This window comes from Ochrobactrum sp. WV_118_8, from assembly GCF_039631535.1.
In the GTDB taxonomy this organism is placed as follows: Bacteria; Pseudomonadota; Alphaproteobacteria; order Rhizobiales; family Rhizobiaceae; genus Brucella; species Brucella anthropi.
Genome location: NZ_JBDIUZ010000001.1, coordinates 1530349 through 1552152, shown reverse-complemented (window position 1 = coordinate 1552152; position 21804 = coordinate 1530349). Strand labels below are relative to the sequence as shown.

The following is a 21804-nucleotide window of genomic DNA, read 5'->3' as shown; positions in this document are numbered from 1 at the left end:
CCAGCCTAGCCCCCCCAGCAATTGAAACATTCGTGCAACCATCAGAAGTGAGGTTTTGATCATGTACGGAAAATTGGGCCTGTTTTTACACCTAAGCAAAGCAAAGCGTACGCATGCAGGTTCCCGGAACATCAGTTCAGCCATTACCGAGGAAGAATTGCGCCAGGACATCAGCATACTGCTCCGCTTGATGACCGTGATTGGAGTCGGCGTTCTGGTGACGTTCCTCATCATGCAACTTACACAGTGAATGCGGTTGCGTCTCTGGATGGAGCACTCGCTATGACCACAAAAAACCAGAGAAACGCCGCCGTTCCACTGCCGCGCTTTATCGTCGACAAGGAAGCCGCACGGCGCTGGGTCGTCTATGACCGGCTGGGACTTGTCGGGGGACTTTTCACAGATCGCGTATCAGCACTGCGTTTTGTGAAGTCCATTTGTGATACGCGGCCTGCTGCTACCTACAGACTTTCTCGTAAAGGCACATTGTGCACCGATATGATCTTCGGGAAGCGCACTTCCCTGCTGAAGATCGTCCGCTAGTCCATTGAGCCGCCAAATGGTGTCATTTGGCGGTGCAATCTCGCAAGATCAGCCGAGCATTCTTTCACTCATGAAAAACCTGGATATATTTTTCGACTGGCTGCTACCATTGGCAGCCGTTTTCGCACTGGCCAGAATCCTGACGGATATTTTTGGTTCTTAGAAGCCAACATCCAGTTGCAAGCACTCATTCACGCTTACTACACTTACGAAAAAAGCCCGGCAATGCCGGGCCTTCTCGACAGCCATTCGCGATCATGCCGCGATGGCTGGAAATTTAACGTCACGATCCGTTCGAAGAGCTTTCACTCTCCAGATCATGATTAGCCGTTTACGGCGTCCTTCAGGCCCTTGCCAGCCGAGAACTTCGGCACATTGCGAGCCGGAATAGCAACTTCCTTGCCGGTCGATGGGTTACGGCCGGTCGAGGCAGCGCGATGCGAAACGGAGAAAACGCCGAAGCCAGGCAGACGGACTTCTTCACCAGCCTTCAGGGCGCCGGTAACAGCGGCGAGTACGGCGTCAACTGCAGTACCGGCATCAGCCTTCGTCAAACCGCCCTTTTCCGCAACTGCGGCAACCAATTCGTTCTTGTTCATTGGCATTTCCTTTCTTTATCTACCGGAACGGATAACGTGACCGGATTGATCGGAGTTTATTCAAATCGTTTCACAAACCAAGCCTGTCAACGTGAAAAAACCCCGGAAAACCGGGGTTAAACACAGAAATGCCGGGCAAATTGCCCGGCATTTCAATTGTTGGTCCTGATAGACGCCTTCCAGCGGGGCAATCTGACTGAAACAGAATCGCCCGCTGGACGTTCATTTCGGTGCATTACCTGTAAGCAAACCGCTTCGCACGTTTGCCGGAAATGCCTTAATGAGCGGTCGTGGCCCCTGCTTCTTCCTCGACCGAAGGCACGGTCGCCGGGGTTGCCGGCTCGGTCCATTCAATCGGCTCAGGTTCGCGAACCAGAGCATGCTTGAGGACTTCACCCACGCGAGACACCGGAACGATCTCAAGACTGTTCTTCACATTGTCCGGAATATCCGCCAGATCCTTGGCGTTTTCTTCCGGGATCAGAACCTTCTTGATGCCGCCGCGCAGAGCTGCGAGGAGCTTTTCCTTCAGGCCGCCGATTGGTAGGACACGACCGCGCAAGGTAACCTCACCCGTCATTGCGATGTCCTTGCGAACCGGAATGCCGGTCAGCACGGATACGATCGCCGTGACCATGGCGATACCGGCGGACGGACCGTCCTTCGGCGTTGCACCCTCCGGCACGTGCACGTGGATGTCGCGCTTGTCGAACAACGGAGGTTCGATGCCGAAATCGATGGCACGCGAGCGGACATAGGAAGCCGCTGCGGAGATCGATTCCTTCATCACGTCGCGGAGGTTACCCGTGACGGTCATGCGGCCCTTACCGGGCATCATGACACCTTCGATGGTCAGCAATTCACCGCCAACTTCCGTCCAGGCAAGACCTGTCACAACGCCAACCTGATCTTCGCCGTCGATCTGACCGAAGCGGAACCGCTCGACACCCAGATAGTCGGAGAGGTTCTTTTCGGTGACTTTCACCGACTTCTTCTTCGACTTCAGGATTTCGGTCACGGCCTTACGTGCCAGAGTCATCAATTCGCGTTCGAGGCTACGCACACCTGCTTCCCGCGTGTAGAGGCGGATAACATTGCGCAGCGCATCGTCCGTGACCGAAAACTCCTTCGGCTGCAGGGCATGATCCTTGATTGCCTTCGGCAGCAGGTGCCGCTTGGCGATCTCGAGCTTTTCATCCTCGGTGTAGCCGGCGATACGGATGACTTCCATACGATCCAGCAATGGACCGGGAATATTCAGCGTATTTGCCGTCGTCACGAACATGACGTTCGACAGATCATATTCCACCTCAAGGTAGTGATCCATGAAGGTCGAGTTCTGTTCCGGATCCAGCACCTCAAGCATGGCCGATGACGGATCGCCGCGGAAATCCTGGCCCATCTTGTCGATTTCATCGAGCAGGAAGAGCGGGTTGGACTTCTTCGCCTTCTTCATCGACTGGATGACCTTGCCGGGCATCGAACCGATATAGGTACGGCGGTGACCGCGGATTTCAGCCTCGTCACGCACGCCGCCGAGCGACATACGGACATATTCACGGCCGGTAGCCTTGGCAATCGAACGTGCAAGCGAGGTCTTGCCGACGCCGGGAGGTCCGACGAGGCAGAGGATCGGGCCCTTGATCTTGGTCGAGCGAGCCTGCACCGCGAGATACTCGACAATGCGCTCCTTGACCTTTTCAAGACCAAAGTGATCGTCGCCAAGTACGCCTTCGGCAAAGTTCAGGTCCTGCTTGATCTTCGACTTCTTGCCCCACGGAATGGACAGCAGCCAGTCGAGATAGTTGCGGACGACCGTTGCTTCGGCAGACATCGGGCTCATGCTACGCAGCTTCTTCAGCTCAGCCTGAGCCTTTTCGCGGGCTTCCTTGGAGAGCTTGGTCTTGCTGATGCGTTCTTCGAGTTCAGCCGCTTCATCGCGACCATCCTCGCCATCGCCAAGCTCCTTCTGGATCGCCTTCATCTGCTCGTTGAGATAGTATTCGCGCTGCGTCTTCTCCATCTGGCGCTTGACGCGGCTGCGGATACGCTTCTCAACCTGAAGAACCGAAATTTCGGCTTCCATGAAGGAAAGTGCCTTCTCGAGGCGCTCGCGCACCGAGAGGATCGACAGCATTTCCTGCTTCTCGGGAATCTTGATCGCGAGATGCGAGGCAACCGTGTCGGCAAGCTTCGAGTAGTCGTCGATCTGGCTGGCAGCGCCAACCACTTCCGGCGAAATCTTCTTGTTCAGCTTGACGTAGTTTTCGAAGTCGGAAACCACCGAGCGGGCAAGCGCCTCAATCTCGACGGCATCTTCTTCAGGCTCCGGCAAAGCCGCAGCATAGGCCTCGTGATAATCTTCGCGGTCGGTAAACTTGGAAACCTTGGCGCGCGCCGTGCCTTCGACCAGCACCTTGACGGTGCCGTCCGGCAGCTTCAGGAGCTGCAATACGTTGGCAATCGTGCCGATTTCATAAATCGCGTCCGGTGCCGGATCGTCATCGGCAGCGTTTTTCTGGGTGGCAAGCAGAATCTGCTTGTCCACGCCCATCACTTCCTCCAGCGCGCGAATGGACTTTTCGCGGCCGACAAAAAGCGGAACGATCATATGCGGGAAAACGACGATGTCACGCAACGGCAAAACGGCATAGAGCCCGTCCGAACCGCCCGCTTCAGAACCACCCAATGGGGTCTTCTGTTCAGTACCCGTCATAACTCAAGTCCTTTCTCAGGTCTTTCAACCTGACTGCCACGTCCGCGCCCCCTTTCATCATGAGGCAGGTCACGAATGTGCTTCGTTCCATACTTGGAGAGCCGAACCCGGCAATTCAATAGCCTCGATCGGGACGGCTTTCATAGAATCGTCATCTATCCTGCGCTGTACCGTCATTAAGTACAATATCTAGCTTAGGCTGTACCCCGATTGCTGCGCCTGCAATAGTGACAGGATCAGCCCGGCGCAAGTTTGCACATGAAAAAGGCCGCTTACGCGGCCTTTTTATGGATTAGGTGCCCCCGCTTAAGCGGAAACATTACCCTTTTCATCCTGGCGCTCGGCATAGATATAGAGCGGACGGGCGCTGCCATCCACCACATCGCCGGAAATGACAACTTCCTGCACGCCTTCCAGCGTCGGAAGCTCGAACATCGTGTCGAGCAGGATCTTTTCCATGATCGAACGCAGACCGCGTGCACCCGTCTTGCGCTCGACCGCCTTGTTGGCAATCGCCCGCAGGGCGTCGTCGTGGAAGCTCAGCTCGACACTTTCCATGTCGAACAGGCGCTGATACTGCTTCACGAGCGCATTCTTCGGCTCGGTCAGGATCTGCACCAGAGCATCGACATCGAGGTCTTCGAGCGTCGCGATCACCGGCAGACGACCGACGAATTCCGGAATGAGGCCGAACTTCAGAAGATCTTCCGGCTCCAGTTCCCTGAAGACATCACCGATACGGCGCTCATCGACCGAACGAACGGTAGCGCCGAAGCCGATGGACGTCTTCTCGCCGCGTGCGGAGATGATCTTGTCGAGACCGGCAAATGCGCCGCCGCAGATGAAGAGGATGTTCGTCGTGTCCACCTGCAGGAATTCCTGCTGCGGATGCTTGCGGCCACCCTGCGGTGGCACGGAAGCGACGGTGCCTTCCATGATCTTCAGAAGCGCCTGCTGGACGCCCTCGCCCGACACGTCGCGCGTGATGGACGGGTTATCCGACTTGCGGCTGATCTTGTCGACTTCGTCGATATAGACGATGCCGCGCTGCGCACGTTCCACATTGTAATCGGCGGCCTGAAGCAGCTTCAGGATGATGTTCTCGACATCTTCACCGACATAGCCTGCTTCCGTCAGTGTCGTCGCATCGGCCATGGTGAATGGCACATCGATGATGCGTGCGAGCGTCTGGGCAAGATAGGTCTTGCCGCAACCCGTCGGACCGACGAGAAGAATGTTCGACTTCGCAAGCTCGATATCGCTGCTCTTGGACTGATGGGCGAGACGCTTGTAATGATTGTGTACCGCAACCGACAGAACGCGCTTGGCATCCTTCTGACCGATGACGTAATCGTCAAGGACGGCCATGATTTCCTGCGGCGTAGGCACGCCCTCGCGCGACTTCACCATCGAGGATTTGTTTTCCTCGCGGATGATGTCCATGCAGAGTTCGACGCACTCGTCGCAGATGAAAACGGTCGGGCCTGCAATCAGCTTGCGCACTTCATGCTGGCTTTTGCCGCAGAACGAGCAATAAAGCGTATTCTTGGAATCGCCGCCGCTGTTGCTGACTTTGCTCATCGCAGTTTCCTTTCAATTGACCGAAATGAACCTTGGGCGTTCATATCGATCGTTTCTTCCGGTTCGGACCCAGTGCTGGAGGAGAAACGCGCCTCCCGCCGGTCACAACGGCAGCAGATACGCGCTGCCTGTCATGTAGGGCCTGTAGTCTCAGGATTCCTGTCACCGTATGGCTCCCCGACCGAAGGAGCCATTTGGCGACTTTTGCAGAAGCTGCACCGTCGAACAAATGAAAAATAAGTTCCCGGCAAAGATTCGGCATAATCTGACCAAGTTTAGCGCCCCGAACCCCAACAGATGCTTAACGTGGCGCGTTAACCATCACGTAGTTGCAAGAATTGGGCCCCTTTTGTGGCAAAGGGCGCTAAAAACGGGTGCGAGCCGGAGATTCCGGCTCTTACTTCGATTCGTCCGCGCCCACGTCACGCGATTCAACCACCTTGTCGATAAGGCCGAATTCGAGCGCTTCCTGCGCGGTCATGAAATGGTCGCGGTCGAGCGTGCGTTCGATCGTCTCGTAATCGCGGCCCGTGTGCTTGACGTAGATCTCGTTCAGGCGGCGCTTCATCTTGATGATGTCCTGCGCATGACGTTCGATGTCCGAAGCCTGTCCCTGGAAACCGCCCGATGGCTGGTGAACCATGATGCGGGCATTCGGCAGCGCATAACGCTGGCCTGTCGCACCGGCGGTCAAGAGCAGCGAGCCCATCGAAGCAGCCTGCCCCATGCAAAGCGTGGAAACCGGCGGACGGATGAACTGCATCGTGTCATAGATCGCCATGCCGGAGGTTACGACGCCGCCAGGCGAATTGATGTACATGTTGATCTCTTTCTTCGGGTTTTCTGCCTCGAGAAAGAGAAGCTGTGCGCAAACCAGCATCGACATTCCGTCTTCAACCGGTCCGTTCACGAAGATGATGCGCTCCTTGAGAAGGCGCGAGAAAATATCATAGGCCCGTTCGCCACGGTTGGTCTGCTCAACCACCATCGGGACGAGGTTCATGACGGTTTCGATCGGATCTCTCATTATGGGCCTCTGGATATATTTATGGCGAAGTGAATAGTTCTGAATCGTAAGTGTTCCATACATAGGGCGTTGCGCCCCTGTTCCGCAAGTGGCGTAGCGCTACCTGCCTCACTCCCAATCCGACTCCGGCTTTTCGGGGCGAATGCCGCGCTTCTCGTCCAGCGTTTTGCGGGCCACTTCGGTCAGTCGCGCCTTGATGCGAACGGAGCCATCTTCCAGATTCTCGCGTTCGACGCTGCTGCCATGCTGGTAAATCCAGTCGAGAAGATGGAGCTCGAATGGTGACAGCACAACATCGACCGGGCCGAGCGAGCCCGCTATCCGGGTTTCGATAAGTGAAAGCAACCTGTCAACACCTTCACCGGTAATGGCTGACAGAGGGATCGGGCGCCCCTCCTCACTACCGGCGGCGGCCAGACGCAGGGCGGCTTCGCGCCCGCTTTCGTCAAGGTTGTCGATCTTGTTCCAGATTTCGACGACACGCTTACGGTCCTGCGGCTCGATGCCCAGCCCAGAAAGAATGCTTTCCACGTCTTCCGCCTGCGCGGCATTGTCCGGATCGGAAATGTCGCGGACATGCAGGATCAGATCCGCCTCCACCACTTCTTCAAGGGTGGCACGGAAGGCAGCGACGAGATGGTGCGGCAGGTTCGAAATGAACCCGACCGTATCCGACAGGATAACCGTTTCACCATGCGGAAGGCGAATACGCCGCAATGTCGGATCGAGCGTGGCGAAGAGCATGTCTTCGGCCAACACTTCCGCACCCGTCATGCGGTTGAAAAGCGTAGATTTTCCGGCGTTGGTATAACCGACAAGTGCCACGATCGGATGCGGCACCTTGCGCCGCTTCTGACGATGCAGTGTGCGTGTGCGCACCACCGTTTCAAGCTCGCGCTTGATCTTCAGAATCTTGTCCTGCAGCAAGCGGCGGTCGGCTTCGATCTGGGTTTCACCCGGACCTCCGAGGAAGCCGCCACCACCGCGCTGACGCTCAAGGTGGGTCCAGCTTCTGACCAGACGGCCCTTCTGATAATTCAGATGCGCCAGCTCGACCTGCAAGGCACCTTCCTTGGTGCGCGCGCGTTCACCGAAAATTTCGAGAATGAGCCCGGTGCGGTCGATGACCTTGACGTTCCATTCCTTTTCGAGATTGCGCTGCTGTACCGGTGTCAGTGCGTGATCGACGATGACCAGCCCGATAGCCTTTTCCTTGACGGTTTCGGCGATGGATTCCACCTTTCCCGCGCCAAGCAAGGTCGCAGGCCGTGGATTGGCGACAATCGCAATTTCGGCATGTTCGATGTCGAGATTGATTGCCCGGGCAAGCCCGACGGCTTCCTCCAGGCGCGCCTCGTTCGAGCGCTGAAATTCGGGGCGAGCCCCATCTTCCGCCGACGTGCCCGTATTATATCGCTCCGGCAGGACGGGAACGATGACGGCTGCCCTTGTGGGCTCTGGTTCTGAAAGCTCGAAAGCCTTGTCTGCATCGGCAGATGTCGGCTTTTTATCCTTGAACTTGGACAAATATATTCACTCCGGGACGCGGAACCTATTGTGGATGCATTTGGCTGAAAAAATCAGGTCAATGCACTATCTGCCAATGCAGATAAGTCGCCGCTAAAGCTGTTTCAAATGAAAGACGCCCCGGATTGTTTAAACATGACGAACCGGACAGGCAGAGCGTGTCCGGTTATCATCAGCAGAAACAAAACTGGAGCGAAACGACTTGGAGCATGTCTCCCGAAAGTGGGAACCGGTTTCGGGACAAAGACATGCGTAAAAAAATTATAGAGCATTTCGAATGATTCAATCAAAACAGGAAAAGCTCTAAGTCATCGCGCTACAGTGGAATTCGCAAAGCGTCAGGCTTCTTCGCCTTCGAACATCTGCACAGGCTGGCTTGGCATGATCGTCGAAATCGCATGCTTGTAGACAAGCTGCGAATGACCGTCACGGCGCAGAAGCACGCAGAAATTATCAAACGACGTTACAATGCCGGTCAGTTTCACGCCATTGATAAGAAAAATCGTCAGGGAAATTTTCTGCTTACGTACAGAATTCAGAAAAAGGTCTTGTAGATTTTGCGATCGTTCAGCCATTGTTTTTATTCCTTTAATCGATCAGCAGCCAGCTCGCGATGTGTTAAACGAACACGCGCATGCACATAAATCAAGCACCGGAGCGTGCAAAACCGGGGCTCGACTGCAATTGCTGTGGAAAGACAACTGCTTCGCTATTTAGCTTCGGTTAACAGGATGGGAATCTTTGCGCAACCGTCAATTTCATTAGTCGCCCGGCAAATTCCGTCAGGCGAGATGGTTTCGTTATCTCAATCGGCCACGACAAGCTCTTCATTTTATAGAGATTCAAGCAGTGGCTGCGTGAAATCTATCGTGCGATCCAAAAACTTCCGGGCCGGAGCGAAACGAGCGTTCCAATCCGACAGGAGTTTGATGCCCCAATGCGTCAGAAGAACTCCAGACTTACGCGGAACATCTGCTCCACATGCTTTACGGCGTCAGACGTTGCGAAAATGACGACACGATCCTTAGGCTTGATCCGCACATCGCCATTGGGGCGGATCACCTGCCCGTCGCGATAGATTGCCCCGATTCGCAAGCCTTCAGGCAAGTCGAGATCGCGCAGCGGCGCACCGACGAGCGATGACGTTTCCAGCGCCTCGGCTTCGATCAATTCGGCCATGTCGCGATAAACACTATAGACCGCGCGAATGCGGCCCCGGCGCACATGCTGCAGGATTTTCGAGATCGTGACCGCTTTCGGATTGATGTAGGCATCGATCCCCACCATGTGGGTGAAATCCTGATAGGCGACCGTATTGAGCAGGGCCATGTTGGACTTGCAGCCCAGGCGTTTGGCCATGATGCTCGACAGGATATTGACCTGATCCTGATTGGTCAGTGCCACCATCAGGTCGGCATCCTGAATATCGGCTTCCTGCAGGAGATTCTGGTCCAGTGCGCTGCCGTGCAGGACCATGGTGCGCTTCAGTTGATCGGCAATCGCGAACGCACGATCATGCTCGCTCTCGATCATCTTGACGCGCGTGTTCCACTTGCGGTCCTCGATGGCCTTGGCCACGTAGAGACCAATATTGCCGCCGCCTGCAATAACGATGCGGCTGGCTTCCGGTTTCTCGTGCCCGAACAAGGCAAGCGTGCGGCGAACCTGCTCGCGCGTTGTCACGACATAGGCCAGATCGCCCGCATTCAGCTCGTCGGATGAGCGCGGGATAAACAGGCTATCATTGCGCACCACGCCAACGACAGTCGCTGCAAGATCGGGAAACAGATCAGTCAGCTGTTTCAGCGGTGTATTGATGACCGGACATTCATCAAGACATTCGATCGCGAGGCCGATGATCTTGTCGTCCGCGAAGCGCAACACGTCTGTCGCGCCCTGCAACGCGATGCGCCGCAGAACCACCTCGCCCACTTCCAGCTCAGGCGAAATGATAACATCGATTGGCAGGTTTTCGCGCAGGAACAGGTCCTGATACTCGGCCTTGAGATAGGACTGCGCACGGATGCGGGCAATCTTGGTCGGCACGTTGAAGACCGAGTGCGCCACCTGACAGGCCACCATATTGACCTCGTCGGACAATGTGACCGCAATGATCATATCCGCTTCGTCTGCGCCCGCAGCCGCAAGCACATCGGGCTGCGATCCGTGACCGACAAATCCTCGCACATCAAGTGTGTCGCGCACGATCTCGACATGGCGTGCGGATGTGTCGATGACAGAGACGTCGTTCTCTTCGGCGGCAAGCCGCTCGGCGATGCCGTATCCGACTTGCCCTGCTCCGCAAACGATTACCCGCATGACTGCTCCGTCCGAGACAATGAGAGCATTTCCAGCAAAAGTGCGAAGCGGTTTTGCGTAGGATAATGCAACAAAACAGATATCTAGAGCGTCTCCAGCCTCTCCTCTTTGGCTGGAGCGCTCTAAATGCTTATACGCCCAGAGACTTCAGTTTGCGATGCAGCGCCGAACGCTCCATGCCAACGAACTCCGCCGTGCGTGAAATATTGCCGCCGAACCGGTTGATCTGGGCGATCAGATATTCCTTCTCGAAACGCTCGCGCGCCTCGCGCAACGGAAGCGCCATGATGTGCTGGTCGGATTCCGTTGGTGCGCGTGGCAGGGTGTCGCCGATTTCAGCCGGCAAAAGATCGGCTGTCACTGGCTCTTCTGGATCGTCGCCACGTGCCAGAATCATCAGGCGTTCGACATTGTTGCGCAGTTGGCGAAGATTGCCCGGCCAGCTATGCGCCTGCAGAACCGCCATCGCGTCCGGCCCGATCTTGCGCGGCTTGATGCCAGCCTGTTCGGCAATCTGCTTCATGAAGTAATCGACCAGAGACGGAATATCCTCGCGCCGGGATGCAAGCGGCGGCACCTGCACAGGGACAACCGACAGACGGTGGAACAGGTCTTCGCGGAACGTGCCTTCCGCAATCATGCCTTCGAGGTTCTGTGCCGTCGAGGAGATGATGCGCACATCCACCTTCACGCGCTTGGTGCCGCCAACGCGCTCAAACTGCTGGTCGACAAGCACACGCAGTATCTTGTTTTGCGTCTCGCGCGGCATATCCGCAACTTCATCGAGATAGAGAATACCGCCATGGGCTTCTTCCAGAGCGCCGACCTTGCGTTCGCCGCCGTCCATCTCGGTGCCGAAAAGCTCGATCTCCATCCGCTCTGGCGTGATGGTCGCGGCATTAACCGTCACGAACGGACCGCTGGCGCGGCTCGACTGCGCATGGATGGCACGCGCGGCAAGTTCCTTGCCCGCACCCGACGGGCCAGTGATCATGATGCGGCTGTTGGTTGGCGCTACGCGTTCAATGGTCTGGCGCAACTGGTTCAACGCCAGTGATGCACCGATCAATTCCAGATGGTCGCCAGTACGTTTGCGCAAGTTCGAGACTTCGCGCTTCAGCTTTGAGGTTTCAAGCGCCCGTTCCGCAACGAGGATCAGACGATCAGCCTTGAACGGCTTTTCGATGAAATCGTAAGCGCCGCGCCGGATGGCAGACACCGCCGTTTCGATGTTGCCGTGACCGGAAATCATCACCACCGGCAGTTCGGGGTGCTGCTTCTTGATTTCATCGAGCAGCGCCAGACCGTCCAGACGGCTGCCCTGCAGCCAGATATCCAGGAAAACCAGCCGGGGAACGCGATCGTTGATCGCCGCGAGCGCGCTGTCCGCATCGAAAGCCGTGCGGGTTTCATGGCCTTCATCGCTCAGAATGCCTGCAACAAGTTCCCGGATATCCGCTTCGTCATCAACTACAAGAATATCGGCAGCCATATCAAATCACCTGTCCAGCTATGTTCTTTTCGTTATTTCCCGCATTGGTGCCAGCCTCGCCGGCAGGTCCCGCATTCGCACCAGCTTCGTTGGCAGGCGCTTGCGGGAAGACCATGCGTATCATCGCGCCTCGGCCTCCGTGGAAATCCGAAGGCGCGTCATGCAATTCCAGATGCCCGCCATGATCCTCGACGATCTTGCGGACAATCGCGAGACCAAGGCCAGTGCCCTTCTCGCGCGTCGTCATATAGGGTTCGAGCAGCTTCTGGCGGTCGTCGCCCGGCAGGCCCTTGCCATTGTCGATAACATCGACAACCAGTTGCCCATCCGCCTGATAGGAACGGATGAGGATATGCCCGCCTTCGCCTTCCTTGGCGCGATCTTCCTTCGGCAGTCCGTCAATGGCTTCGCTGGCATTCTTGATGACATTGCCGAACGCCTGCCCGATCAGGCGGCTGTCGAAGGAACCGACCAGCTTTTCCGCCCCGAAATCGTTCTGGAAGCGAATATCGCTGCGGCTGACTTCGATCAGGAAGGAGGCTTCGCGCAATGCCTCGCGCATGTCCATAAGCCGCATTTCCGGCTTCGGCATGCGGGCAAAGGCGGAGAATTCATCGACCATGCGCCCGATATCGCCCACCTGGCGGATGATCGTATCCGTGCACTGGTCGAAAACCTCGCGATCCTCGGTGATCACCTTGCCGTAACGGCGGCGAATGCGTTCGGCTGAAAGCTGGATCGGCGTGAGCGGATTCTTGATCTCATGCGCAATGCGGCGGGCGACATCCGCCCAGGCCGACGAACGCTGTGCCTGCACCAGATCGGTGATGTCATCCACGGTCACCACATAGGAATGATCTTCGGATTCCGTATCCTCGACGGTCACCTGCACGTTGAACGTGCGCGCCACGCCGCCGCGGGTCATGCTGACCTGCTCGCGGTGTACGGCACGTCCCGTTGAACGGGCGACCTCGAAAGCCTGCCCAATCTCTGGCGCAATGCTGGTAAGGCTTTTGCCAACAGCATCATCCGATGTGACACCGAACATATGCTCTGCGGAACGGTTCAGAATGGAGATACAGCCATCCGTTTCGATGCCGATGACGCCTGCCGTCACACCGGAAAGCACGGCTTCAGAGAAGCGACGGCGCTCATCGATCTGATCCTTGGCGGAAATCAACTCGTTACGCTGGCTCTTAAGTTCCGCGACCATGTTGTTGAAAGTACCGGACAATGCGCCGACATCACCGTCCGAAGCGCGCACCGGAACCGAGATATCGAGGTTACCAGCCGCCACGTCGTCCGACGCACCGATCAGCAGACGGATCGGGCGCACCAGCCGGTCAGCAACAGCAATACCGGTCCAGATCGCCGAAAGCAGAACGATCAGAGTCAGACCGAAATAGAGCAGCGCGAACGCGATCTGCGTTGGAATGCGGTTCGCATCCATTTCCTGATAGCGCTGGGTGTTGGCTTCCATCAGGCGCATGGCGTCGAGAATCTGCGAATCCACGGCGCGAACCGTATAGAGATAGACGTCCGGTATTTCGCGCATCTTGATAATTGCGCCGACGAAATTACTGTTTCCCGGCGGGATGATGACCGGCTTGCCGTCCGGTGCCGTCTTCAGTGCATCTTCAGTCGGCGGCGGCAAGCGATCTTCGACGCCGGTATCGCTTTTGACGACCACTTCACCATTTTCACGCACCAGGAACGCACCGAGCAGACCGCGACCGCGCGTCTGCAACGTCATCAACTGGACGAAGCCACCACGATCAAGACTGTAGATGGTGCGCTGCGCATCGAGATCCTGCAGCATCGAATAGGACGTGCTTTGCAGGTTAAGCGCAGTTTCGCGGATATAGGCGGTGGTCAGGCTCTGCGATGAACTGACAATGTCGCGGGTATTGGTATCGAACCAGCGATCAAGACCCAGATTGAGCGTTACGGAAGCAACGATGGCCACCACGATGGCAGGAACCGCCGCAATCAACGAAAACAGCGCGACGATGCGGACATGCAGGCGCGAAGCGGCCTTTCCAAGCCGGCGGGCCATGACGATGCGATAGACTTCGCGGCAAATCAGCAGAATGAGGAACAGAATCAACGCGACATTGATGATGACCAATGCCAGCGTTACCGTCCGGTCAGGCGTGATCGGGGTAATGCCAATCAGAATGGCGAAGGATATCGATGCCGTAATCAGCGCTGAAACAACAGTGATGATACCCGGCAGCGCCAGAAGCCTGCGCCCCTCGCCGCCTTGCGATGATTGTTTCTCGCCGTTCATGTCCGTCGTCAGATTCGCCGTGCTCATGTTAACCATGTTACCCAATAGCGTTGCATCTATGCAACGCATTGTGGCGAAAATGCAACGTTTGTTTCGCACTCAGTTGTTGACGAAGGGTAACTCTCGTTCAGCGGCCATGCGGATACTCGTCAGTCAACCCAATGGAGACAACATTCGGCGCTCAATTTTTGGCGCAATGCATCAGAAATTGAGTCTGGCCATTGCAAGTGAATCGACAAACTCTCCGGCTCGGAAAGCATCCTTCACGTGAATGCCCTCCGGGACGAAACCGAACTTCTCATAGAGATGGATCGCGGCGACATTGTCGACATACACGGTCAGTTCAAGCCGCTTCAGACCGAGCCAGTTATCGGCGATCTCGATCAGCTCGGTCATAAGTGCCGTGCCTATCCCCTTGCCGACATACTGGTCGTCTATTCCCATTATAATACCTGCGGTATGGCTCCGTCTTCCGGTGCGCCGCAGCAAGCCAACGTTTGCGACGATCTCTTCATTGATCGTCGCAACAATCACCGTCGATTCCGGTCCGAGCGAATCCAGCCATTTCTTCGTGGTCTCAAGGCGCTGGAACGGCGTGCGCAAAGTGCCGAACCGAAATCCCGGCATGTTCTGCAGGCGGGTGAGACCTTCAGCATCCGTAGCTTTTACTGCGCGAATGACGAGATTTTCAGGTCGCATTTGGACTCCTGATTTCAGTGTTCCGGCAATCTTCAGTTCGCAGGCTGGCAAACATCCAGACATGCTGAGACCGGTTCGCGGTTCTTATCGCAGATACAACCGTTTGACGCGGAATAGGATAGTCCGGGCTTTTCCCGGTCGTAAAATGAATAAATTGCAACAAGTACGAAGCCTGAAATCGTCAGGCACAATATTTGATACATTTTGACCTCCCTTGCGCCGGAAGATCAACATTATCCTTGCTGGCAGAGAATTTCTCAACGCCAACAAATGCCTCGTGGAGTGCTCCCCGTTTCGCCGGACAAGTCGGCTAGTTTGATTTAGCCCTGATGAACTGCCGAGGGGAAGCCATCTTGAGCGCGGAATGTGGATGGATTTCATTATAGTCCTCGATCCATCCGTCGATGAGCGGGAGCGCTGTTTGTGCGTCCGGTAGTGCTGCGATGCGGATGTAATCCCGCTTCAGGGTTTTAACGAATGCCTCGGACATTCCGTTCGACTGCGGGCTGGCCACCGGCGTGAAGCAGGGCGTCAGATTGAGGGCTTGAGCAAACAGCCTCGTGTCCCGCGCGGTATAAGCCGAGCCGTTGTCAGAGAGATGCTCGATAGCATGCGGGGCTCGTGTTGCCTGGAAGCGTTTCTCGACCGCCTCCAGCATCATATCGCGCACGTCCGAGCCGGAGATGCCCGCATTGGCAACTGCCGTCCAGGCAATGATCTCCCGGTCGAAGGCATCGATGATGAAAGCGAGACGAATGACCTCGCCATTCCAGCAGGTGAACTCCAGACCGTCCGAGCACCAGCGCAGGTTGGATCGCATAACCATGACCTTGCCGTCATGGATGCGGCCCTTGCGAACGGCGGTATGCTTCTCCAGCAGCATGGCGTGGTTGCCCATGATGCGATGGACCCGTTTGGCGTTGACGACAGGCTTATCGGCGGCTCGCCTCTCGCGATTGAGGAGCGCGGCGATACGCCGATAGCCATAGGTTGGCCTTTGATCTACCAGCCTGCGAATGATGGGCAAAAGCTCTGCATCCTCGGCCTTGTGATAGGAGCCGCGCGGCTTCGATCTGCCTTTCAGCCGCTCGATGAGGTTGGAACGGGATACGCCCAGCGTATCTGCGACGGCCTTCATCGCGAACCGTCCTTCGGCAACAAGATCGGCCGCGATATCCGTTTTTTTGAGTCTGCTTTGGACAAGGCTTCCCGAAGGATTTCGACCTCCATCGTCTTGCGGCCGAGCATGCGCTCCAGCTCGCGGACGCGATCTTCCAGCTTCTTCACTTCCGAATTGCCGACCACCGGCTCGTCAGAATCCACAGCTGCAGCACCTCCCTCGCTCAAGAGCCTGCGCCACCGATAAAGTAAATTGGGCGCGACGCCATGGCGGCGAGCGGTGGACGATACCGTCTCGCCTGGTTCGAAGCTCTGCTCAATGATCGTCAGCTTTTGCTCGGTTGTCCACCGCCTGCGGCGAACATCACCCGTCAGCAATTCAACGTGTCGATACTCGTTAGACATAAGCCTATACCCAAGCCTGTGCTTGAGCCTTTCTGCTTATGCCGACTGTCCGGTCGAAATGGGGGGCAGTTCACCTCGTAATTATATGGATTAGCTATTGCGCGTGCGCGAGTAGCCCTTCTGACACAGCAACACCGCCCAAATTGGGCGGTGTTGCAAAATTCAGTATGCCGAACGACCCATTGGTTCTGCGCGATCAGTTTTCAGCGCCGTAAGCGTCGAAATCAAAGTACTTGTCGTTGACTTCCTTGTACTTGCCGTTCGCGCGGATCGCCTTGATGGCATTGTTGAACTTTGCGACCAGTTCAGGACGGCCCTTCTTCAAGGCAACGCCGACGCCAACACCATGGATGTTGTCGTCGGACGGATAAGTGCCGACCATCTTGCAGCAGGCACCATCCGGCGTCTTCAGCCATTCGCTCAGCGTTACACTGTCGTCGTTGACGGCATCAAGGCGACCATTGGCCATATCGAGCCGGTATTCTTCGGCAGTCGGATAAGCCTTGATCGTGCTGTCGGTGAAGGCGTGTTCGGCATAGTTGGCGTGCGTCGTTGACACCTGAACGCCAATTGTCTTGCCGGCAAGGTCTTCCTTGGTCACACCCTTGATGTCGCTGTCCTTGGGGACCGCGATGCCGGGAGGCGTGTTGTAATACTTATTGGAGAAGTCGACCTGCTTCTTGCGCTCATCCGTGATCGACATGGAGGATACATAAGCGTCAAACTTTCCGGCCTGAAGTGCCGGAATAGTGCCATCCCACTCCTGCGTGATGAATGTGCACTCGGCTTTCATTTCCTCGCAGAGTGCCCTTGCGATATCGACATCAAAGCCCGACAGCGAGCCATCCGGATTGGTGAAATTGAACGGCGGATAGGCGCCTTCCGTTCCGATTACAAGTTTCAATGGCTCTTCGGCAGTTGCCGCGCCGATCACCAAACCACTTGCCGTTGCCGCGATCCCCACAATCGAAGCTGCCACAGCGATACGCTTTAATACGCGCATTCAGATCCCTCCCATTTCATTTTGGCTTTTCCAGAATTGATCTTCTGGTTAAGCCCCTGACAAGGGGAGGCTCAAGCAGGCAATGCAAATCGCCGACTCGTCATGATTTCTCCCCCGCCGCTATCAATAGATGGTTCGATGGAGCTTGCACAATGTCTTTTTGAATACGGAAATAGTTCTCGATTCTGTCCCGATTGCACGCACAAACGCTGTTCATCAAGCTCATCAAGTAGATGGCGCACCTGATACGAGATGCGAACCTGTGCCCTCTGCCTTCGGTGTCTTCATCAATTAGGCAAGCACTAAAACCTATTTTGCAAACTACCGTACAGCTACCGCCGACAATAGATAAGATCGATACAAAATAGACCTTTTCAACGATAAAAAAGTAATCATCATAAGCGATTAGGATAAAGCTAACGAGTTGATGTTCCCAGCGGGAGGGCTAACTAAAATAAACATAAATCGTTCCAAACATTGGCGCGAAATTATGGGGTATAGTAGAATATATTAAACATAACACGCAAATATTGCCAAAGGTGTGCAATGAATAGCCTACTTGGTGTGACTCTTGACGCAGCAAGACAAGACCAGAGAACAGTTGACGATAATCGCCGCAGCGTTGCTCCTCTGCTGGACGGGATGTCTTTCTATGAAAGTATCCGTCATAATGATGACCGTGGCAGCGTAACGGAAATATATGACCCGCGCTGGAACTGGCATCCAGATCCGCTGGTGTTCTCCTATATGTTCACGATACGCCCCGGCATGGTAAAAGGCTGGGGACTACATAAGGAGCACGAAGATAGATACTTTGTGATCAGCGGCGAATTGGAGCTTGTCTTATTTGATCCAAGGCCGGAATCGAGCACTTACAATAAAGTTTGTAAAGTATATTTATCCGGAAACCAGCCAAGGCTTGTAAATGTACCGAAGTTTGTTTGGCATGCAGATCACAACATAGGTAACTCCGAACTGGTAGTGCTAAATTTCCCAACAATACAATATGATCATTCAAAACCAGATAAATATCGCCTGCCTCTCGATACAGATTTGATACCTTATGACTTCGGAGCAGCAAAGGGATGGTAGACGACCCTCTGTTCTCGATATTGCTTCCTACCCATAGCCGGGTCGATGTAATCAGCTATGCGGTGCAATCAGTATTAAATCAGACAGTTAAGGATTTTGAACTACTCGTTGTCGGGGACGGATGCCCGCCCGAAACGCGTACAATTTTGCAAGGCTTCAACGACCCTCGGATTCGCTTTTTTGACCTGCCTAAGGCGCCGCATTTTGGCTATGCATATCGTAATATTGCATTGAAAGAATCGCGCGGTAAATTCATGGCCTTCATGGCGGACGATGACCTAATATTGCCAGATCATCTGGAGGTATTGGAGGAGGCATTAAGCGGAGGAAGCGCGCTCGCGTATACTCAGGCAATTTGGATTTCGACAGATGGAATTGCGGCACCATTTTTGACAAATCTTGAGTTCGAAGATGAACTTGAATTCTTTATGCTGCATCAAAACTCGATACCAGCCAGTTGCTTCGCTTACCGGGCAGACGCGCTGTCGCAAAGGGATGTTTGGCCAGAAGATGTTTCTTCCGCCGGCGACTGGCGGCTATGGCACGAAATTATCCAAAAGAACTCTGACGATCCATTGACTTATCGGCGCTTGCCGACAGTACTTCATTTTTCGGCACACTGGAAACAGTCACGAAGTTCAGGCATGCCTCAATTTGCCAATTTTCTTGATATCGCCGACAGCGCTGATTGGTGGCCCACCGCTCTCAGGCCCAACGTACCAGCTTCAATGAACGAGCAGAGTGTATTCGCATCAATGCTGTTTGAAGAGCCAGTCTTGTGGCCGGCAAAAATACGTCGTGCCGCAACCGATTTAATTAATAGGATTGCCTGGGACAACATTAGATTTTTACACGACGATGCCAGGAGGATCGAGGTACTATCTGAAGAATTACGCACACTAACTGAACGCAATAACGTACTTTCCGAGCAGCTTGCCAATCAAAAGGCGGAAAGCAACGTCCATTTGGAAGCGCTTTCAAAATCCCAACAAGATGTAGTAAAATATACGAATGAAATAGACCAACTCCGCAATTCAACTTGTTGGAAGCTCACAGCTCCGCTTCGAAATGTTGTTGAGTTTGTTCGCAGGCAGCTTGGCCAGGACGGAAAAAACTCTTTAAGAACGTGATTCTGCCCGTACCCGATCGAGAGGCTTGTTCGTTTTCTTCATTCGGTCGCGCAGTTGACGACCTTCATGCCGGCGAGATAGCCAGTCGCCACAAGAATGGAGCTTGTCCCGCAGAAATTCCACAGTGAATTTCAGATGCTTGAAACACAGGGGCCAGCGACCCAATCAATCCAATTAGCGCCAGGAGGAGCGACAGTCGTATGACGACCCTTCGGGCGCATACCTGTGCAACGTCTCGCAGGAATCGGCGGCGATAGTGATATGTCCCTGCTTGGGTAATGACGATGTGCTTCAATGCAAGCCCATTGCGCACCTTCCGTAGACCCGTTTATGGACCGGAAAGGTCGAAAAATCATAGACACCATTGATATTTAAAGGATTCTTGGAGAAAAATGGCGCACCCGACAGGATTCGAACCTGTGACCTCTGCCTTCGGAGGGCAGCACTCTATCCAGCTGAGCTACGGGTGCATTGCCGGAAGGCTCGAAGCCTTTACATGCGCGTTTCTAACTGAACCGCGCATATGCATCAATGGCTTATTTTGATTAAGCGGCGCAAATTTTGCCGTTAGAGCGCATCCCGAAAAGTGTCAAACGGTTTTCGGATGAGATGCGCGCCGGAACAGACAGTTGAAGCGCCCTATGAACGCAACCCGGGAGCCTCCTGCCCCGTGCGTTCCACATATTCCGTATAGCCGCCGCCATATTGCTGGATGCCATCCGGTGTCAGTTCCAGAACCCGGTTCGACAAAGCGCCGAGGAAATGCCGGTCGTGCGATACGAACAGCATCGTTCCCTCATAGGCAGCAAGTGCCTTGATGAGCATTTCCTTCGTATCGAGATCAAGGTGGTTGGTCGGCTCGTCCAGGACCAGGAAATTCGGCGGATCGAACAGCATGGCCGCCATGACCAGACGCGCCTTTTCACCGCCCGAAAGCACCCGGCACTTCTTTTCGATATCGTCACCGGAGAATCCGAAGCAGCCAGCCAGTGCGCGAAGTGGGGCCTGCCCTGCCTTCGGGAAGCGCTCTTCCAGCCATTCCAGTATCGTTGCATCGCCGTCGAGCACATCCATCGCATGCTGCGCGAAATAGCCGAGCTTGACGCTAGCGCCAACATTGACGTTGCCCTTGTCCGGTTCGGCAGCGCCTGCAACCAGTTTTAGCAGCGTCGATTTTCCTGCACCATTGATGCCCATGATGCACCACCGTTCGCGGCGGCGAACCATGAAATCAAAACCGTCATAAATTGTGCGGCTGCCATAGGTCTTGTGCACACCCTTCAGGCTCACAACGTCCTCACCCGAGCGCGGGGCCGGGGCAAAGTCGAAAGCGACCGTCTGGCGGCGGCGTGGCGGCTCCACGCGGTCGATCTTCTCCAGCTTCTTTACGCGGCTTTGAACCTGCGAAGCGTGGGACGCGCGCGCCTTGAAGCGCTCGATAAACTTGATTTCTTTGGCAAGCATGGCCTGCTGGCGCTCAAACTGCGCCTGCTGCTGCTTTTCGTTCAGCGCCCGCTGGCCCTCATAGAAGCCATAGTCGCCGGAATAGGTCGTGAGCGAACCACCATCGATTTCAATGATCTTGGTCACGATGCGGTTCATGAATTCACGGTCGTGCGAAGTCATCAGCAACGCGCCGTCGTAGTTCTTGAGGAATGCTTCTAGCCAGATGAGGCTTTCGAGATCAAGATGGTTGCTCGGTTCGTCGAGCAGCATCACATCCGGGCGCATCAGCAGAATGCGCGCCAGCGCAACACGCATTTTCCAACCGCCGGAGAGCTTGCCGACATCGCCATCCATCATTTCCTGCGTGAAGCTGAGACCGGCCAAAACTTCGCGCGCACGGCCATCGAGACCGTAGCCATCCAGCTCCTCGTAGCGCGCCTGCACTTCACCGTAGCGCTCGATGATCACATCCATCTCGTCCATACGGTCCGGATCGACCATCGCGGCTTCCAGCTCGCGAAGTTCAGCCGCAACCACGCTGACGGGACCCGCACCTTCCATCACTTCCGCAACGGCAGATCGACCGCCCATTTCGCCGACATTCTGGTCGAAATAGCCGACCGTCACGCCTTTTTCGACGGAAACCTGCCCTTCGTCCGGCAGTTCATCGCCGGTGATCATGCGAAACAGGGTTGTCTTGCCCGCACCGTTTGGACCGACAAGGCCGATCTTTTCGCCACGGTTCAAAGCGGCGGAAGCCTCGATATAGAGAATGCGATGGCTGTTGGACTTGCTGATATTGTCGATGCGGATCAT

General features: G+C 55.3%; 17 protein-coding genes, 1 tRNA gene and 1 pseudogene. 4 read left to right on the top strand and 15 right to left on the bottom strand.

Going from position 1 to position 21804, the window contains the following annotated elements; genetic code table 11:
* Positions 1-61 precede the first annotated feature (61 nt).
* Positions 62-250: a hypothetical protein gene (locus tag ABDF71_RS07485; protein WP_500061446.1), complete on the top strand. Its 189-nt coding sequence runs from the start codon at positions 62-64 to the stop codon at positions 248-250.
* Positions 251-282: 32 nt separating this feature from the next.
* A complete protein-coding gene (locus tag ABDF71_RS07480) occupies positions 283-543 on the top strand; it encodes a hypothetical protein (RefSeq protein ID WP_010660141.1) in 261 nt (86 codons plus the stop codon).
* A 323-nt stretch (positions 544-866) separates the two neighbouring features.
* On the opposite strand, the gene ABDF71_RS07475 is transcribed toward ABDF71_RS07480, so the two are convergent.
* From ABDF71_RS07475 to ABDF71_RS07415, 13 genes and pseudogenes are all read right to left on the bottom strand, one after another.
* Positions 867-1142 carry an HU family DNA-binding protein gene (locus ABDF71_RS07475; protein ID WP_006470422.1) on the bottom strand — a complete coding sequence of 92 codons (276 nt, stop codon included), beginning with the start codon at positions 1140-1142 and terminating at the stop codon, positions 867-869.
* Positions 1143-1419: 277 nt separating this feature from the next.
* Positions 1420-3858, bottom strand: coding sequence for an endopeptidase La (gene lon, locus ABDF71_RS07470; protein WP_010660142.1), 2439 nt, complete (start codon positions 3856-3858; stop codon positions 1420-1422).
* Between the two features lie 306 nt (positions 3859-4164).
* Positions 4165-5439: an ATP-dependent Clp protease ATP-binding subunit ClpX gene (gene clpX, locus ABDF71_RS07465; RefSeq protein ID WP_010660143.1), complete on the bottom strand. Its 1275-nt coding sequence runs from the start codon at positions 5437-5439 to the stop codon at positions 4165-4167.
* 397 nt (positions 5440-5836) lie between these two features.
* Positions 5837-6466, bottom strand: a complete 630-nt coding sequence (gene clpP, locus ABDF71_RS07460) for an ATP-dependent Clp endopeptidase proteolytic subunit ClpP (RefSeq protein ID WP_010660144.1) — start codon at positions 6464-6466, stop codon at positions 5837-5839.
* A gap of 108 nt (positions 6467-6574) precedes the next feature.
* Positions 6575-7993, bottom strand: coding sequence for a GTPase HflX (gene hflX / locus ABDF71_RS07455; RefSeq protein WP_012092092.1), 1419 nt, complete (start codon positions 7991-7993; stop codon positions 6575-6577).
* A gap of 338 nt (positions 7994-8331) precedes the next feature.
* The gene (gene hfq, locus ABDF71_RS07450) at positions 8332-8568 is read right to left on the bottom strand and encodes an RNA chaperone Hfq (protein ID WP_002964239.1); all 237 of its coding nucleotides are present in this window, start codon (positions 8566-8568) and stop codon (positions 8332-8334) included.
* A 5-nt stretch (positions 8569-8573) separates the two neighbouring features.
* Positions 8574-8786: pseudogene (locus ABDF71_RS07445) on the bottom strand (hypothetical protein).
* A gap of 149 nt (positions 8787-8935) precedes the next feature.
* Entirely contained in the window at positions 8936-10312 is a 1377-nt protein-coding gene (gene trkA, locus ABDF71_RS07440) for a Trk system potassium transporter TrkA (RefSeq protein WP_010660146.1), read from the bottom strand.
* A gap of 130 nt (positions 10313-10442) precedes the next feature.
* Entirely contained in the window at positions 10443-11804 is a 1362-nt protein-coding gene (gene ntrX / locus ABDF71_RS07435; protein WP_010660147.1) for a nitrogen assimilation response regulator NtrX, read from the bottom strand.
* Position 11805: 1 nt separating this feature from the next.
* Positions 11806-14163: a sensor histidine kinase NtrY-like gene (locus ABDF71_RS07430; RefSeq protein WP_043061714.1), complete on the bottom strand. Its 2358-nt coding sequence runs from the start codon at positions 14161-14163 to the stop codon at positions 11806-11808.
* Between the two features lie 132 nt (positions 14164-14295).
* Positions 14296-14793, bottom strand: coding sequence for a GNAT family N-acetyltransferase (locus ABDF71_RS07425; protein WP_500061445.1), 498 nt, complete (start codon positions 14791-14793; stop codon positions 14296-14298).
* A gap of 310 nt (positions 14794-15103) precedes the next feature.
* Positions 15104-16317 (bottom strand): IS3 family transposase gene (locus ABDF71_RS07420; protein ID WP_500061444.1). Its coding sequence is split into 2 segments (ribosomal slippage): positions 15104-15981 and positions 15981-16317, totalling 1215 coding nucleotides; the frame shifts between segments, so codons are not numbered across the junction.
* A 196-nt stretch (positions 16318-16513) separates the two neighbouring features.
* Positions 16514-17320, bottom strand: a complete 807-nt coding sequence (locus ABDF71_RS07415) for an ABC transporter substrate-binding protein (protein ID WP_036586775.1) — start codon at positions 17318-17320, stop codon at positions 16514-16516.
* A 546-nt stretch (positions 17321-17866) separates the two neighbouring features.
* Here ABDF71_RS07415 and ABDF71_RS07410 point away from each other — a divergent pair.
* Both ABDF71_RS07410 and ABDF71_RS07405 read left to right on the top strand, forming a co-directional pair.
* Positions 17867-18412, top strand: a complete 546-nt coding sequence (locus ABDF71_RS07410; protein ID WP_500061443.1) for a polysaccharide biosynthesis C-terminal domain-containing protein — start codon at positions 17867-17869, stop codon at positions 18410-18412.
* Complete coding sequence (locus ABDF71_RS07405; protein WP_500061442.1) at positions 18406-19542, top strand: glycosyltransferase family 2 protein; 1137 nt, start codon at positions 18406-18408, stop codon at positions 19540-19542. Before ABDF71_RS07410 ends, ABDF71_RS07405 begins: the two co-directional genes overlap by 7 nt.
* Positions 19543-19935: 393 nt before the next feature.
* Here the strand turns inward: ABDF71_RS07405 and ABDF71_RS07400 are convergent.
* Positions 19936-20012, bottom strand: a tRNA-Arg gene (locus tag ABDF71_RS07400).
* 169 nt (positions 20013-20181) lie between these two features.
* Positions 20182-21804 carry a ribosomal protection-like ABC-F family protein gene (gene abc-f, locus ABDF71_RS07395; RefSeq protein WP_040129321.1) on the bottom strand — a complete coding sequence of 541 codons (1623 nt, stop codon included), beginning with the start codon at positions 21802-21804 and terminating at the stop codon, positions 20182-20184.